Annotated in this window: 14 protein-coding genes; 10 read left to right on the forward strand and 4 right to left on the reverse strand. The window is 50.1% G+C overall.

The window, feature by feature from the left end:
- Window positions 1-153: 153 nt before the first annotated feature.
- From BZK41_RS20120 to BZK41_RS20130, 3 genes are all read left to right on the forward strand, one after another.
- The gene (locus BZK41_RS20120) at window positions 154-858 is read left to right on the forward strand and encodes a GntR family transcriptional regulator (protein ID WP_079939316.1); all 705 of its coding nucleotides are present in this window, start codon (window positions 154-156) and stop codon (window positions 856-858) included.
- A gap of 8 nt (window positions 859-866) precedes the next feature.
- A complete protein-coding gene (locus BZK41_RS20125; RefSeq protein WP_079939317.1) occupies window positions 867-1820 on the forward strand; it encodes a TIM barrel protein in 954 nt (317 codons plus the stop codon).
- Window positions 1821-1942: 122 nt separating this feature from the next.
- Entirely contained in the window at window positions 1943-3193 is a 1251-nt protein-coding gene (locus BZK41_RS20130; protein WP_122973888.1) for an MFS transporter, read from the forward strand.
- Window positions 3194-3233: 40 nt separating this feature from the next.
- Here the strand turns inward: BZK41_RS20130 and cpxA are convergent, their stop codons facing one another.
- Both cpxA and cpxR read right to left on the reverse strand, forming a co-directional pair.
- Window positions 3234-4607, reverse strand: coding sequence for an envelope stress sensor histidine kinase CpxA (gene cpxA / locus BZK41_RS20135; protein ID WP_003028758.1), 1374 nt, complete (start codon window positions 4605-4607; stop codon window positions 3234-3236).
- Window positions 4604-5302: an envelope stress response regulator transcription factor CpxR gene (cpxR, locus tag BZK41_RS20140; RefSeq protein WP_003028763.1), complete on the reverse strand. Its 699-nt coding sequence runs from the start codon at window positions 5300-5302 to the stop codon at window positions 4604-4606. The genes cpxA and cpxR overlap by 4 nt, the downstream gene beginning before the upstream one ends.
- Before the next feature lie 150 nt (window positions 5303-5452).
- Here cpxR and cpxP point away from each other — a divergent pair, with 150 nt between their 5' ends.
- Entirely contained in the window at window positions 5453-5953 is a 501-nt protein-coding gene (gene cpxP, locus BZK41_RS20145; protein WP_008787022.1) for a cell-envelope stress modulator CpxP, read from the forward strand.
- Window positions 5954-6160: 207 nt separating this feature from the next.
- On the opposite strand, the gene BZK41_RS20150 is transcribed toward cpxP, so the two are convergent.
- Together BZK41_RS20150 and BZK41_RS20155 are read right to left on the reverse strand one after the other, a co-directional pair.
- Window positions 6161-6520: a putative T6SS immunity periplasmic lipoprotein gene (locus tag BZK41_RS20150; protein WP_079939318.1), complete on the reverse strand. Its 360-nt coding sequence runs from the start codon at window positions 6518-6520 to the stop codon at window positions 6161-6163.
- Complete coding sequence (locus BZK41_RS20155; protein WP_079939319.1) at window positions 6517-7080, reverse strand: type IV secretion protein Rhs; 564 nt, start codon at window positions 7078-7080, stop codon at window positions 6517-6519. Before BZK41_RS20155 ends, BZK41_RS20150 begins: the two co-directional genes overlap by 4 nt.
- 250 nt (window positions 7081-7330) lie before the next feature.
- On the opposite strand from BZK41_RS20155, the gene fieF reads away from it, so the two are divergent.
- From fieF to BZK41_RS20185, 6 genes are all read left to right on the forward strand, one after another.
- Window positions 7331-8233 (forward strand): CDF family cation-efflux transporter FieF, encoded by a 903-nt coding sequence (fieF, locus tag BZK41_RS20160; RefSeq protein ID WP_003825216.1) that lies wholly within the window; start codon window positions 7331-7333, stop codon window positions 8231-8233.
- A gap of 185 nt (window positions 8234-8418) precedes the next feature.
- Window positions 8419-9381: a 6-phosphofructokinase gene (gene pfkA, locus BZK41_RS20165; RefSeq protein ID WP_079939320.1), complete on the forward strand. Its 963-nt coding sequence runs from the start codon at window positions 8419-8421 to the stop codon at window positions 9379-9381.
- Window positions 9382-9581: 200 nt separating this feature from the next.
- Entirely contained in the window at window positions 9582-10571 is a 990-nt protein-coding gene (gene sbp / locus BZK41_RS20170) for a sulfate/thiosulfate ABC transporter substrate-binding protein Sbp (protein ID WP_008787024.1), read from the forward strand.
- A gap of 104 nt (window positions 10572-10675) precedes the next feature.
- Window positions 10676-11425: a CDP-diacylglycerol diphosphatase gene (locus BZK41_RS20175; protein ID WP_020996109.1), complete on the forward strand. Its 750-nt coding sequence runs from the start codon at window positions 10676-10678 to the stop codon at window positions 11423-11425.
- A gap of 73 nt (window positions 11426-11498) precedes the next feature.
- Entirely contained in the window at window positions 11499-12803 is a 1305-nt protein-coding gene (locus BZK41_RS20180) for an SLC13 family permease (protein WP_079939321.1), read from the forward strand.
- A gap of 113 nt (window positions 12804-12916) precedes the next feature.
- Window positions 12917-14389 (forward strand): DASS family sodium-coupled anion symporter, encoded by a 1473-nt coding sequence (locus BZK41_RS20185; RefSeq protein WP_079939322.1) that lies wholly within the window; start codon window positions 12917-12919, stop codon window positions 14387-14389.
- Window positions 14390-14419: the final 30 nt, after the last annotated feature.

Here is a 14419-nt window from a genome sequence, read left to right on the forward strand (position 1 = left end):
ACCAAACCGGGCAAAAACCTGACGGTCACGGTTTGCTTCAAAGCCATTCTTGATACCTGGTCCACAAAAAGAAACTCTGCTTTGAAAAAAAACTTGAGTATTTCCTGCACTCAAATATCTTAGCTTCAAATTGGTTTAAACCAGATGAGCAAAATGAAAAAGAAAAACAATGTTGATGTGCTCAGAGAGCGCTTTGAAAGCTGGTTAAACGAGAAGAATTTACCAGCGGGGTCCAAATTGCCTTCAGAAAGGGAGCTATGTGAGCTGCTGGATGCAAAGCGTATGACCTTACGTCAGGTTCTGATTGAGCTTGAGATCGATGCGCGTATTTTCCGCAAGAACCGCAGTGGTTGGTTTATTTCGTCGAAGCGATTTATTTATAACCCTAAATCACTTTCCAGCTTCAATGCTGAAGCCTGTGCTCAGGGACGTAAGCCTTTTTGGGATTATTTAACCAAAGAAACCATTGATACAGTTCCGCATCATGTTGATGATGTTTTTCTCTCCTCCGGCGATCGCTATTTAGTTACCGGCTGGTGCGGTCTTGATTCACATAAAGTGTTTTACCATGAATCCTATATTGATGCCGCTGTTGCGCCAGGATTCATTAATAAATTGGGCAATCAGTCTTTTGCCAGCGTCTGGGAAGATGCGTTTGGCCATGTTTTAAATATCAAAGAAATGATTTTTAAACCGGTTAATATGCCAGAAGTGGCCTGCAAAGAGCTGGGTGTTGCGCCTAATACGTATGGAATTTTAGTAGAAAAACATCGGGCTACCCGAGATAAAAAAGTGGTTCAGGTTGATTTCGAATACTGGCGACTTGAATCAGTGGAACTTGTTATTCGCGATGAATGAGAAAAATAATGGGAAAATGTAACCAAGAACTTCTTGCGGAACGCGCAAGAAATATACCGCTGTACCTACATGCTTATGCTTTTCATCTGAATATGCGCTACGAGAGAGTCCTGCCGGGAGATCTTCTGGATATTGCGCATCAGCAAAAATTGAAGGGTGTAAAAATACATGTTGAGGATGGTGAGTCCCAATCACTGCAGAAACTGAACGATCAGCAGCTACACGATTTTAAAGAGAAGGCCAAAAAATATAATCTGGATGTGCATATCGAAACGAGCGCATCGGATAAGGCGACATTGACGGATGCCATCCGTATTGCTGTTGCTACTGGTGCAACTTCAGTGCGTTTCTACCCGCGTTATGAAGGGCATCTGAACGATGTTATGGTGAAGATTGCCAATGATATTGCGTGGCTGTCTCAGTATGACGATTGCGGACTAAGCTTTACTATCGAACAGCATGAAGATCTGCAAGGCCATGAGCTGGTGACGCTGGTGAACAATAGCGGGATGAAAAATCTCTCTATTCTGTTTGATTTTGGCAACATGATTAATGCTAATGAACAGCCGCTTTCTGCGTTAGAGGTTATGTCTCCTCTGATCACTCAGGTGCATATCAAAGACGCTAAAATTATTAAAGAAGGTAAAGGCTGGGGGCATGAGGCTTGTCGTTCAGGACACGGCGATTTACCCATGGAAGAGATGCTCAAGGCATTATTACTTTTAGGTGAAGATAAACCGCAAGTACATGCTTTTGGTCTGGAAGAAGAAGTTGAATATTATGCCCCTGCATTTCGCTTCGACGATGAGGGTGATAACCCCTGGATCCCATGGCGCGATGTAAGTTATACACCGTTGCCCGACAATGACATGATCGATGCGCGACTGGCGCAGGAAAAAGAACATGCTCTTGCCCAAATAAAATACATTCGTGATATGTGTGACAAGTTTATAGGCAATTAATTATTTTTCTTAAAATATTATTAAATACGGAAAGGATTATGAAAATAATCCCCTGGCTTTATTAATTATATAATCTAATTTAGATATTTCTCTCAACAAGCAATGAGGGTTTAATCATGTTCATGAATAAATGGGCAAGGCTTTGTTTTTTGATTTTAGGCGGCGGCACGATATTCAAGCTTTCAAGTATGAAAGATGTTTTCTATGTGCCAATGCAAAATGACTGGGGGTTAACCAATACGCAAATTGGGTTGAGCTTTACGGTTTATACGATTGTTCAGACCACCGGGCTTTTTCTTTCTCTCTATATCGCAGACCGTTACTCCAAGAAAATATTATTACCGTTCGGTCTGATTGGCGTTGGGTTATGTGGTTTATATTTAGCGACCCTACCGTCATTTACCGGTTATCTCATTTGCTTTGCCGCGATGGCGTTCTTTGCCGATGTGGTTTATTGGCCGGTATTGCTGAAAGCTGTTCGTTTGCTGGGCACGAAAGAAGAACAAGGACGCATGTTCGGCTTTTTAGAAGCCGGACGTGGCGTGGTGGATGTTATCGTTGCTTCTGGCGCTCTGTTTGTCTTCGTCCAGTTTGGTGAAGGTAAAGCGGGGATGCAGGCGGGCCTGTTGTTCTATACGGTAATTACGCTTGTGGCAGGTATTGTGACGTACTTTATTGTCGATGATGACAAAGTGAAAGGCGGCGAGAAAACCAGTGCTAACATGGAAGTGTTAAAGGGTATCAAACATGTTTTGTCCTGCCCTAACGTTTGGCTAGCCTCTTTAGGTATTTTCTTCGTTTACGCTGCGTATTGTGGCCTGACTTACTTTATTCCGTTCTTAAAAGATATCTATATGCTGCCGGTAGCACTCGTTGGTGCGTACGGCATCATCAACCAGTATGCGTTAAAAATGGTAGGTGGGCCGATTGGTGGAATGCTGGCAGATAAAGTTGCTAAATCACCGACAGTGTATCTGAAGTGGACGTTCCTGATCTCTGCTGTTGCGATGCTTGTGTTCATGCAGTTACCGCATCAAACAATGAACGTGTATATCGGTATGGCGGCGACATTAGGGTTTGGAGCGATTATCTTCTCACAGCGCGCCATTTTCTTCGCGCCAATGGATGAGATCGGTACCCCACGTGAGTACGCGGGTTCAGCAATGGCATTTGGCTGCATCATCGGATATATGCCAGCGATGTTTGCGTACACGTTATACGGCTATTTACTGGATACCAATAGCGGCATCACGGGCTATAACTATGTCTTTAGCGTGATGATTGCATTCAGCTTAATGGGCTTTATCTGTTCGACCATTCTGGTGAAGCGGATTAAAAAGCAAAAACTAGCGGCTGCAGAAGTGACAGCATAAGGTGAGAGCTTCCCCGGCACGAGGCTACCGGGGAAGCCTGTTAAGCGCGTTTGTACAGCGGCAACCAAATCACCAGCCGTAAACCACCCAGCGGGCTGTCTTCGGCCTTCACCCAGCCACGATGCTGCTGGATTGCGGTTTCAACAATCGCCAGGCCCAGACCTGTTCCGCCAGACTCGCGATCGCGCGCCTCATCGGTACGATAGAACGGACGGAAAATCTGTTCTCTGTCTTCAGGGCTTACGCCCGGACCATCGTCGTCTACGGTAATGGTAATCCCGTCGATATCCACCGCGAAACCAACTTCAATCTTGGTGTGTGAATAGCGCAGGGCGTTGCGCACAATGTTTTCCAGCGCGCTTTCCAGTGCATTTGGGTTGCCGTACAGCGGCCACGGACCCGGCGGGAAATTCACCGTGAGCGATTTACCCATCTGCTCAGCTTCAAAGGCGGCGTTATCCAGCACTTCGCCCCACAGCTGATTAGCTTTCACCGTTTCACTGACCAGCGCGTTTTTCTGCTGATTACGTGACATCACCAGCAGGTCGTTGATCATGCTGTCCAGTCGGTGTGCTTCTGTTTCAATGCGCTCCAGCTCTTTGCTCTCACCGCTACGACGGCGCAGCAGAGCGGTGCCCAGTTGCAGACGCGTTAGCGGTGTTCTCAGCTCGTGAGAGATGTCCGACAGCAGGCGTTGCTGTGTGGTCATCATCCGTTCCAGCGCTGTCACCATCTGGTTAAAGCTCGCGCCTGCCGCCAGAAACTCCTGCGGACCGGCTTCCAGTTCTGGATGCTGACGCAGGTTGCCCTGGGCCACTTCATCCGCCGCGTTTTTCAACTTACGCGCTGGTTTCGCCAGACTCCAGGCAAGCCAAAGCAATAGCGGAGAGCTGACTAACATGGTGACGATCAGCAACAACAGCGGTCGGTCAAACAGCAGGTTGATAAAGTCAGATTGTGAGCTGCTGGCAGGCCGTATGAGATACAGCTGGTAGTTATCTTCACCGTCTCTGACGGAGAAAGGCCCGACCATCTCAACGCGACCGTATTTTTTCTTTTGCGGATGGTCGGCGTTATCGGCCTGACCAATAAAGTTACGAATGATCTGCATTTCGTTGCGTTCTGCACCGATCACTCGTCCTTCCGTCGTAACAAGTAATAACCGCTGTCCTGGCGGCGCCCACTTGTCTATCGCCCGAAACAAGCGACGCCACCACATCAAATCGTTGGGTGGATCGTTCGCCAGTTCAGCTTCAACGTGTTGCTCAATCATCAACCCCTGGCGCTGCTCGCTATCCAGTAGCTCGGTCATCTGGCGTGAGTCGAGCTTGGGTAACATCAGTACCAACATCAACACCAGTGCCAGCGTCAACCAGAAGATGGCAAAGATGCGTGCGGTTAAGCTCCCTATCATGAAGCGGAGACCATCAGGTAGCCGCGACCACGCAGAGTTTTAAACCACGGGTGTCCGTCTTTACGCTCTGGCAGCTTACGGCGCAGGTTCGAGATATGCATATCGATCGCGCGATCGAAAGGCGTCAGGCGTTTGCCCAGCACTTCCTGGCTCAGGTGCTCACGCGAAACCACCTGACCGAGATGCTGTGCCAGCAAATAGAGCAGGGTGAATTCGGTGCCGGTTAACTCCAGAATTTGCCCGTCAAAGCTGGCTTCCTGGCGACCCGGATTAAGGCTTAACGCATCTACTTCCAGAGTCGGCGAGCCGTTATCGCTGTTCTGCTGCTGTTCGCTCCAGTGCGAGCGACGCAGAATAGCGCGGATGCGCGCGACCAGTTCACGGTCGTTAAACGGTTTAGGTAAATAGTCGTCCGCGCCCAGCTCAAGGCCAAGTACGCGATCCAATTCGCTGCCGCGAGCGGTCAGCATGATTACGGGTGTCTGGTGTGTCTGACGAAGTGCTTTCAGCGTATCAATGCCGTTTTTCTTCGGCATCATGACGTCGAGCAAAAGTAAATCGATGCTGTCATCCAGAAGCTCAAGCGCCTGTTCCCCATCATAGGCAACCAGCACATCGAAACCTTCCATTTCGAGCAACTCCTTTAACAGGGAAGTCAGCTCTCGGTCATCATCAACTAACAGGATTTTATTCATTGTTTACGTACCTCCGAGGCAGAAATTACGTCATCAGGCGTCGCTAATCTATGACTTTACGTTGTTTTACACCCCCTGACGCATGTTTGCAGCCCGAATCGTAAACTGTCTCTCGTTGAATCGCGACAGAAAAGATTTTGGGAGCAAGTGATGGGCAAAGTTACCGCTGCCGTCATGGCCTCAACGCTGGCACTCAGTACATTTAGCCATGCAGCTGAAGTCGTCACAGGCGATCACTGGCACCTGGGTGAAGGCTCATCGCAACGCAGCGTTCAGAGCCACATGTTTGACGGTATCAGTTTAACCGAACATCAACGTCAACAGATGCGAGATTTAATGCAGCAGGCAAGACACGAACAACCTCCTGTTAATGTTAGCGAAATGGAGACAATGCATCGCCTTGTCACCGCAGAGAAATTTGATGAAAGCGCAGTGCGCGCTCAGGCAGAAAGAATGGCGCAAGAACAGGTTGCCCGCCAGGTTGAAATAGCCAGGATCCGCAACCAGATGTATCGCCTGTTAACGCCAGAGCAGCAAGCGGTTTTAAATGAGAAACATGAACAACGAATGGAGCAACTGCGCGACGTAGCGCACTGGAAAAAAAGCTCATCGTTGAATTTATTGAGTAGTAGCAACTCACGTTCCCAGTAGTAACCCTGTTTTCCTTGCCATAGACACCATCCCTGTCTTCCCCCACATGATGTGGGGGTTTTTTTTGCCTAAAATTACAGTGAATTACCAAAGATAAACAGCTACTTGCAGATAGTATTTGGAGCTGAAAACAGCTTTTGTTATGTGTGGCTGACTTCAATGTAACTTACTGCCTTTATGTAGAGCGGCGTGATCTGATAATAATGCTTAGCTTTTTCCTAAATCCAACACTTTTCCATCATTGGTAATGATAAATGTGTAGTAGTGATTTTTTCCATTTAAGGTATAGCTTGCACCATACACCACCCCTTTTTCTAAATTGACCGTGAAGCAGGTACTTGGGTAGATGAGATGTTTAAAATCGCCGACTAATAATTTTTTATCTTCTCTACCATTAGTTGACAGAATATAGCGGTTTAACACATCATTTTTATCTATGGTAAAGCAAACACGATTGCCATCTACGTAGATCGCCTGTCGTTCACCGGACTCTGCACCCTCTCTGCCTTTCCCTGGGCACCCGGCCAGAAATAAAAGTAAAGGGAGAAAAAAGAACGATTTCTTCATATCGGAAAGCTCCCGAGTACCTTTTCATATTTCTGCATTAATTCCAGCGCCGGTTCTTCTGGGTCATAATCACGGTAAACATACAGATCGCTATGCCCATCAAACCCATAGTGCTTTAACAACCAGTAATCGCTGACTAAGGATGCTTGTTGCTCCAGTCCGTAATCAAGTAGATTTTTTTCATTTAGGCTGTATGTATAGTCAGCTGCCCATGAGAACGCCCCACGTGTTCGTACCCACATTCCATATTGGTGCTGCCAAACATGCATCATTTCATGCAAAAAAAGATGCTGGGCATTTGGAGTTGGCTGTTTTGTTGGCATCGAGAAATCATCTTCGTATTTTATTGTTCTAAACCACATTTCGCCGTCAGGCGTCATCGCCTGACCTGGGTTTTGAGTATCAAAAGGAAGATAACTTTCCAGATGAACCCAAACCTGATGGTAAAGAATGCTGAAGCCAAAGAGCGAGTTTGCAAGATTTATCTCGCCAAGCCTTAACCTACGCAGACCTCCTTCTTGGATCGGTTTCCAGTCAATAGAATTAGGGTAATACGCCATCTTAATCCCTCAAGATATGTTGATTGAGCGTTTATCGTACACCTAAAGTAAATGAGGATTAGAAGTGTTACAGAGAGGCCTTAAAAATTCAGAATAAAACGTATTCAGGTGACGTATTGCTGCAACATTCCATCCCTGTCTTCCCCCATATGATGTGGGGTTTTTTTTTGCCCAAAATTTGTCCCTCGGTTATTGCCTGACTGTTTTACTTCATCCGTTATACTAGCGGCATATCCTGGCAGGAGTGTTTATGAATCAAACCTATGGGCGGCTGGTGAGCCGGGCGGCAATCGCGGCAACCGTGATGGCATCGCTGTTACTTTTGATCAAAATTTTTGCGTGGTGGTACACCGGATCGGTCAGTATTCTGGCTGCACTGGTGGATTCTCTGGTGGACATCGCGGCGTCATTAACCAACCTGTTGGTGGTGCGCTATTCGCTGCAGCCCGCCGATGATGAACATACGTTCGGACACGGAAAAGCGGAATCGCTGGCGGCGCTGGCGCAAAGCATGTTTATTTCCGGTTCGGCGCTGTTTTTATTCCTGACCGGGATTCAGCATCTCATCCAACCCACGCCGATGAAAGATCCGGGCGTCGGGGTGGTTGTCACCATCATTGCGTTAGTATGTACAATCATTCTGGTCTCGTTTCAGCGCTGGGTAGTGAAGCGCACGCAAAGTCAGGCCGTTCGGGCAGATATGCTTCATTATCAGTCTGATGTTATGATGAACGGTGCGATTCTCATTGCGCTCGGGCTGGCATGGTACGGTTGGCATCGTGCGGATGCCTTGTTTGCGCTCGGGATTGGCATCTATATTTTATATAGCGCATTACGCATGGGGTATGAGGCAGTGCAATCTTTGCTGGATCGCGCTTTACCCGATGAGGAACGTCAGGAAATTATTGATATCGTGACGTCATGGCCTGGAGTCAGCGGCGCCCACGATCTTCGCACGCGGCAGTCAGGGCCGACCCGCTTTATTCAGATTCATTTGGAAATGGAAGATAATCTGCCGCTCGTTCAGGCGCATTTAGTGGCTGAACAGGTTGAGCAGGCAATTTTACGGCGTTTCCCGGGATCGGATGTCATCATTCATCAGGATCCCTGTTCAGTCGTACCCAAGGAAGGCAAGATGTTTGAGCTTTCATAATTCGTTGTAAAAAAAGTGAACCGGGCCAGCATTTTGTGTATAAATTACCACCATTTGGCCTGACCTGAATCAATTCAGCAGGAAGTGATTGTTATACTATCTGCATATTCGTTGGATCGTTTCGATATGCGGAATCGACTTCCGGCAGCAGATTTCATTTTGCATTCCAAAGTTCAGAGGTAGTCATGATTAAGAAAATCGGTGTGTTGACAAGCGGCGGTGATGCGCCGGGCATGAACGCAGCAATCCGTGGTGTTGTACGTGCAGCGTTGACGGAAGGGCTGGAAGTCATGGGGATCCATGATGGCTACCTGGGTTTGTATGAAGACCGTATGGTCCAGCTTGACCGCTACAGTGTGTCCGACATGATCAACCGTGGCGGTACTTTCCTCGGTTCAGCTCGCTTCCCGGAATTCCGCGACGAGAACGTACGTGCGGTGGCGATCGAAAACCTGAAGAAGCGTGGCATCGACGCCCTGGTTGTTATCGGTGGTGACGGTTCCTATTTGGGTGCAAAACGCCTGACTGAAATGGGCTTCCCATGCATCGGTCTGCCGGGCACTATCGATAATGATATCAAGGGTACCGACTACACCATCGGTTACTTCACCGCGCTGGGTACCGTTGTTGAAGCGATTGACCGTCTGCGTGATACCTCTTCTTCTCACCAGCGTATTTCCATCGTCGAAGTGATGGGCCGCTACTGTGGCGATCTGACCCTGGCGGCTGCAATTGCCGGTGGTTGTGAGTTCGTGGTAGTTCCGGAAGTTGAATTCAGCCGTGACGATCTGGTTGCTGAAATCAAAGCGGGCATCGCGAAAGGTAAAAAACACGCAATCGTAGCGATCACTGAACACATGTGTGACGTTGACGAACTGGCGCATTACATCGAGAAGGAAACGGGCCGCGAAACGCGTTCAACCGTGCTGGGTCACATTCAGCGTGGTGGTTCCCCGGTTCCTTACGACCGTATCCTGGCATCCCGTATGGGTGCCTATGCCATTGAACTTCTGCTGGAAGGTCACGGCGGTCGCTGTGTCGGTATTCAGAACGAGCAACTGGTTCACCATGACATCATCGACGCTATCGAAAACATGAAGCGTCCGTTCAAAGGTGACTGGCTGGACTGCGCGAAGAAACTGTATTAATTGCAATTGCCGGATGGCGGCTTGCGCCTTATCCGGCCTACATGATGCAAATCGTAGGCCTGATAAGCGTAGCGCCATCCGGCAAAAACCCCATTCCATATATTCCCCCAAGTTATAGCAAATCTTTTTTTATTCTTTAATGTTTGGATGCCTTTCTGGCACGCTTTGCTCATCACAACACTACATAAGAGAGCTGGGCGATGAACAAATGGGGCGTAGGGTTAACATTATTGCTGGCATCGACCAGCGTTCTGGCAAAGGATATTCAGTTACTTAACGTATCGTACGATCCAACGCGTGAACTGTACGAGCAGTACAATAAGGCCTTCAGCGCGCACTGGAAGCAGGAAACGGGCGACAATGTCGTGATCCGCCAGTCGCATGGTGGTTCGGGTAAACAGGCGACCTCCGTCATCAACGGTATTGAAGCCGATGTCGTGACGCTGGCACTGGCTTACGACGTGGATGCCATTGCTGAACGTGGTCGAATTGATAAAAACTGGATTAAACGCCTGCCGGATAACTCCGCGCCTTACACCTCCACCATCGTGTTCCTGGTCCGCAAAGGCAATCCCAAACAAATTCATGACTGGAACGATCTGATCAAACCGGGCGTGTCGGTCATTACGCCAAACCCGAAAAGCTCCGGTGGAGCTCGCTGGAACTATCTGGCGGCATGGGGCTATGCCCTGCACCACAACAACAACGATCAGGCCAAGGCACAAGACTTTGTGAAGGCTCTGTATAAAAACGTTGAGGTACTCGATTCTGGCGCACGTGGCTCAACCAATACCTTCGTTGAACGCGGTATCGGCGATGTACTGATCGCCTGGGAAAACGAAGCGCTGCTGGCAACGAACGAGCTGGGTAAAGACAAATTCGAGATAGTGACGCCGAGTGAATCTATCCTCGCGGAGCCGACCGTTTCCGTAGTCGACAAAGTGGTGGAAAAGAAAGACACCAAAGCGGTGGCGGAAGCTTACCTGAAGTATCTCTACTCTCCGGAAGGTCAGGAAATTGCAGCGAAAAACTACTATCGTCCACGTGATGCAGAAGTCGCGAAGAAATACGAAAACGCATTTCCGAAGCTGAAGCTGTTCACTATCGACGAAGAGTTTGGCGGCTGGACGAAAGCGCAGAAAGAGCACTTCTCTAACGGCGGTACGTTCGACCAGATCAGTAAACGATAAATAAGTCTGTGATTTACCGACCCGGTGGCCTAACGCGACCGGGTTTTTTATTTGTCATGGTTTTGCGTTACTCTTGCCCTTCAATGGGATACAGGAAACGCGTAATGAAAAAAGCAGGCTATCTTTTACTGGCGGTGATTGTGGTCGCCGCCGCTGCAGGTATCGGGTACTGGAAATTCACCGGCAACCCGGACGCATTACGCCAGATCGTTCTTCAGCAATGTCTGCCGCACCAGCTGCAGCAGCAGGATCCAGCACCATGCGCAGAAGTGAAGCCGGATGCCGGATATGTGGTGTTCAAAGACCGTAACGGCCCACTGCAATATCTGTTGATGCCGACCTGGCGGATCAACGGTACGGAAAGCCCGCTGCTGTTGAAATCAGGCACGCCGAACTTTTTCTGGCTGGCCTGGCAGGCGCGTAGCTTTATGAGCCAAAAATACGGCCAGGAAATCCCTGACAAAGCAGTCTCTCTGACCATTAACTCACGTAGTGGGCGTACGCAAAATCACCTGCATATTCATATCTCCTGCCTGCGAACCGATGTCAGAAAGCAGTTGGATGACAACCTGGCGAAAATCAGCACTCGCTGGCTACCATTACCGGGTGGGCTGCGCGGTCATGAATATCTGGCGCGTCGCGTCACGGAAAATGAGCTGGCACAACGCAGCCCGTTTATGATGCTGGCAGAAGAGGTGCCGGATGCACGTGAGCATATGGGCAGCTATGCGTTGGCGATGGTGCGCCAGAGCGATGAATCCTTTGTTCTGCTGGCTACTCAGCGCAATCTGCTGGCACTGAATCTTGCCTCCGCTGAGGAAATTCAGGATCATCAATGTGATATTCTGCGTTAACCCCACCTAATCTGGCGTTTACTCCGCATGCCTGTCCCCGTATTCTTGTTGAAAAAAACAACAGGAGACAGGCATGTCGCTCTGGCTTACACACCCTCTGTTTATCCCCTCTCTGGTGGTTGGCATCACCATTCTGCTCTGGGCCACGTCTCTGCTGCCGGAGTTTATAACGGCGCTGCTGTTCTTTGCCGTGGCGATGGTGGCTAAAATCGCACCTCCGGATGTTATTTTTGGCGGCTTTGCGTCCTCCGCATTCTGGCTGGTGTTTAGCGGCTTTGTACTGGGTATTGCGATTCGTAAAACGGGGCTGGCAGACAGGGCGGCGAGGGCGCTGTCATCGCGGTTGACCGATTCCTGGCCGTTAATGGTGGCGAGCGTAGTGCTGCTGAGTTACGCGCTAGCATTTGTAATGCCATCCAACATGGGCCGAATTGCGCTGCTGATGCCGATTGTCGCGGCGATGGCGAAACGAGCCGGAATTACCGACGGCACGCGCGCCTGGTATGGTCTGGCACTGGCCGTCGGGTTTGGGACGTTCCAGCTTTCTGCGACGATTTTACCCGCTAACGTACCGAATCTGGTGATGAGCGGCGCGGCGGAAGGCTCTTACGGCATCCACCTCAATTATCTTCCTTATTTGCTGCTGCATACGCCGGTTCTGGGTTGGCTTAAAGGCGCGGTGCTCATTGTGCTTATCTGCTGGCTGTTCCCTGGCAAGCCGCATGCGCCGCGCGATCTTACGCCGTCGGAGCCGATGAGCCGGGATGAAAAACGTCTGGCCTGGATGTTAGCGGTGGTGCTGTTCTTGTGGGTAAGCGAAAGCTGGCACGGTATTGGCCCCGCGTGGACCGGGCTGGCGGCGGCAGTTATCACATTGCTACCACGGGTTGGCTTTATCAATGGCGACGAGTTTTCCACTGGGGTCAACATTCGTACCTGTATTTATGTGGCGGGTATTCTGGGGCTGGCGATCACCGTCACGCAGACCGGTATTGGTAGCGCCGTTGGCGAAGCGCTGTTACAGGTGATGCCGCTGGATGCGGAAAAGCCGTTTACCAGTTTCCTCGCGCTGACCGGTATTACCACCGCGCTTAATTTTATTATGACGGCGAACGGCGTTCCGGCGCTGTATACCACGTTGGCGCAAAGCTTTGCCGATGCGACGGGATTCCCGCTGCTGTCGGTGATTATGATCCAGGTGCTGGGGTATTCCACACCGCTATTGCCGTATCAGGCTTCACCGATCGTGGTGGCGATGGCGCTCGGGAAAGTACCTGCAAGGGCGGGGATGCTGCTGTGTATCGCACTGGCGGCGGCAACGTATTTGATTCTTCTGCCGCTGGATTACGCCTGGTTTACGGTGTTGGGAAAACTGTAGCTGTATCAAAATGTTAATTTTTTGTTTTGTGAGTGGGTGAATTGTATTATGCGCGGCAATATCGGTTAATGCCTGAGCGCAGATTTGCGCACTGGAAATTCAAGGATTGATTCATGGACAGTTTGACCCCCATCCGCTGTTGGCCTGCCATCATCTCGCTCGTGATTACGCTGACCATCTGGTTTGTTATCCCGTGTCCACCTGACGTAACCCCGCAAGCGTGGCACCTGCTGGCACTGTTTATTGGTACGATCGCCGCAATTATCGGTAAAGCCATGCCGATTGGCGCAATTGCGATTGTGGCGATTATGCTGGTGGCGATGACTGGCGTTACTAACCCCGGCAAACCCTCCGCGGCGTTGAACGATGCGTTGAGTGGTTTTTCTAACCAGCTAATCTGGCTGATCGGCTTATCCATTATGCTGTCGCAAAGTCTGTTAAAGACCGGTCTGGGGGCGCGTATTGGCTATGGGTTTATTGCGCTATTTGGTAAAAGAACGCTGGGTATTGCGTGGGCATTAACCCTTGCGGAAACGCTGATTGCACCCGTAACGCCAAGCAATACCGCACGTGGTGGCGGCATTATCCACCCGGTAATGCGGGCGATTGCGGAAAGCCTCGGCTCGCAGCCAGGCCATGCCGAGAATGGCTCAACGGGCCGTTATCTTGCGCTGGTGAACTACAACATTAACCCGATCAGCTCGGCAATGTTCATCACCGCGACCGCACCTAACCCGTTAATCGTCAGCTTTTTGACGAAGGGGACAGACGGCGTGCTGAACATGACCTGGGGAATGTGGGCTATTGCGGCGCTTCTTCCCGCTCTGATATCACTGGTTGTCATGCCGATTGTAATCTGGTGGCTCTATCCGCCCGCTATCACGCGCACGCCAAATGCGCCGCAGTTCGCGCGGCAGAAACTGGATGCGCTCGGTCCATTATCACTGGCAGAAAAAATCACCCTGGCGGTGTTCATTTTGCTGCTCTGTCTGTGGGCGGGTGTTCCAGCGATGCTGATGGGCAGTGCCTGGAGCGTAAACCCCACTAGCGCCGCGTTAATTGGTTTGTCGATTCTATTGATGGCGGGCGTATTGAGCTGGGATGACATTCTTAAATGCCGCGGGGCATGGGATACGATAGTCTGGTTTGCCGCGCTGGTGATGATGGCGGATTTTCTCAGCAAATTGGGGTTGGTGGGATGGCTGGCAACCAGCGTTGGTAGTGCAATCGATCATCTTGGCGTGCACTGGAGCGTTGCGACGCTGCTGTTGATTCTGCTTTACGTTTACTCGCACTACTTTTTCGCCAGTACAACTGCGCATATTACGGCGATGTTCGCTGCGTTCTTCGCCGCAGGATTAGGCCTCGGCGCGCCGCCAGCGCTGCTTGGTTTAATGCTCGGTTTCTCCTCCTCCTTGATGATGTCGCTCACGCACTATGGTACGGGTACTGCGCCGATCATCTTTGGTTCGGGCTATGTCACGCTGGCTGAATGGTGGAAAACGGGGCTGGTGATGAGTGTGGTCAACCTGACTATTTGGGGTGTGACCGGTGCCTTCTGGTGGCACTGGTTGGGATACTGGTAAATTTAATACAGCGGGAGGAGTGCTCCTCCC

The sequence above is a fragment of the Citrobacter sp. A316 genome, from assembly GCF_002042945.1.
GTDB lineage: Bacteria > Pseudomonadota > Gammaproteobacteria > Enterobacterales > Enterobacteriaceae > Citrobacter > Citrobacter portucalensis.

What these genes read in the sequence shown, in the direction of transcription:
- BZK41_RS20120 (WP_079939316.1), top strand. Translation starts at nt 154, where the DNA reads ATGAAAAAGAAAAACAATGTTGATGTGCTCAGAGAGCGCTTTGAAAGC.
- BZK41_RS20125 (WP_079939317.1), top strand. Translation starts at nt 867, where the DNA reads ATGGGAAAATGTAACCAAGAACTTCTTGCGGAACGCGCAAGAAATATA.
- BZK41_RS20130 (WP_122973888.1), top strand. Translation starts at nt 1,943, where the DNA reads ATGAATAAATGGGCAAGGCTTTGTTTTTTGATTTTAGGCGGCGGCACG.
- cpxA (WP_003028758.1), bottom strand. Translation starts at nt 4,607, where the DNA reads ATGATAGGGAGCTTAACCGCACGCATCTTTGCCATCTTCTGGTTGACG.
- cpxR (WP_003028763.1), bottom strand. Translation starts at nt 5,302, where the DNA reads ATGAATAAAATCCTGTTAGTTGATGATGACCGAGAGCTGACTTCCCTG.
- cpxP (WP_008787022.1), top strand. Translation starts at nt 5,453, where the DNA reads ATGGGCAAAGTTACCGCTGCCGTCATGGCCTCAACGCTGGCACTCAGT.
- BZK41_RS20150 (WP_079939318.1), bottom strand. Translation starts at nt 6,520, where the DNA reads ATGAAGAAATCGTTCTTTTTTCTCCCTTTACTTTTATTTCTGGCCGGG.
- BZK41_RS20155 (WP_079939319.1), bottom strand. Translation starts at nt 7,080, where the DNA reads ATGGCGTATTACCCTAATTCTATTGACTGGAAACCGATCCAAGAAGGA.
- fieF (WP_003825216.1), top strand. Translation starts at nt 7,331, where the DNA reads ATGAATCAAACCTATGGGCGGCTGGTGAGCCGGGCGGCAATCGCGGCA.
- pfkA (WP_079939320.1), top strand. Translation starts at nt 8,419, where the DNA reads ATGATTAAGAAAATCGGTGTGTTGACAAGCGGCGGTGATGCGCCGGGC.
- sbp (WP_008787024.1), top strand. Translation starts at nt 9,582, where the DNA reads ATGAACAAATGGGGCGTAGGGTTAACATTATTGCTGGCATCGACCAGC.
- BZK41_RS20175 (WP_020996109.1), top strand. Translation starts at nt 10,676, where the DNA reads ATGAAAAAAGCAGGCTATCTTTTACTGGCGGTGATTGTGGTCGCCGCC.
- BZK41_RS20180 (WP_079939321.1), top strand. Translation starts at nt 11,499, where the DNA reads ATGTCGCTCTGGCTTACACACCCTCTGTTTATCCCCTCTCTGGTGGTT.
- BZK41_RS20185 (WP_079939322.1), top strand. Translation starts at nt 12,917, where the DNA reads ATGGACAGTTTGACCCCCATCCGCTGTTGGCCTGCCATCATCTCGCTC.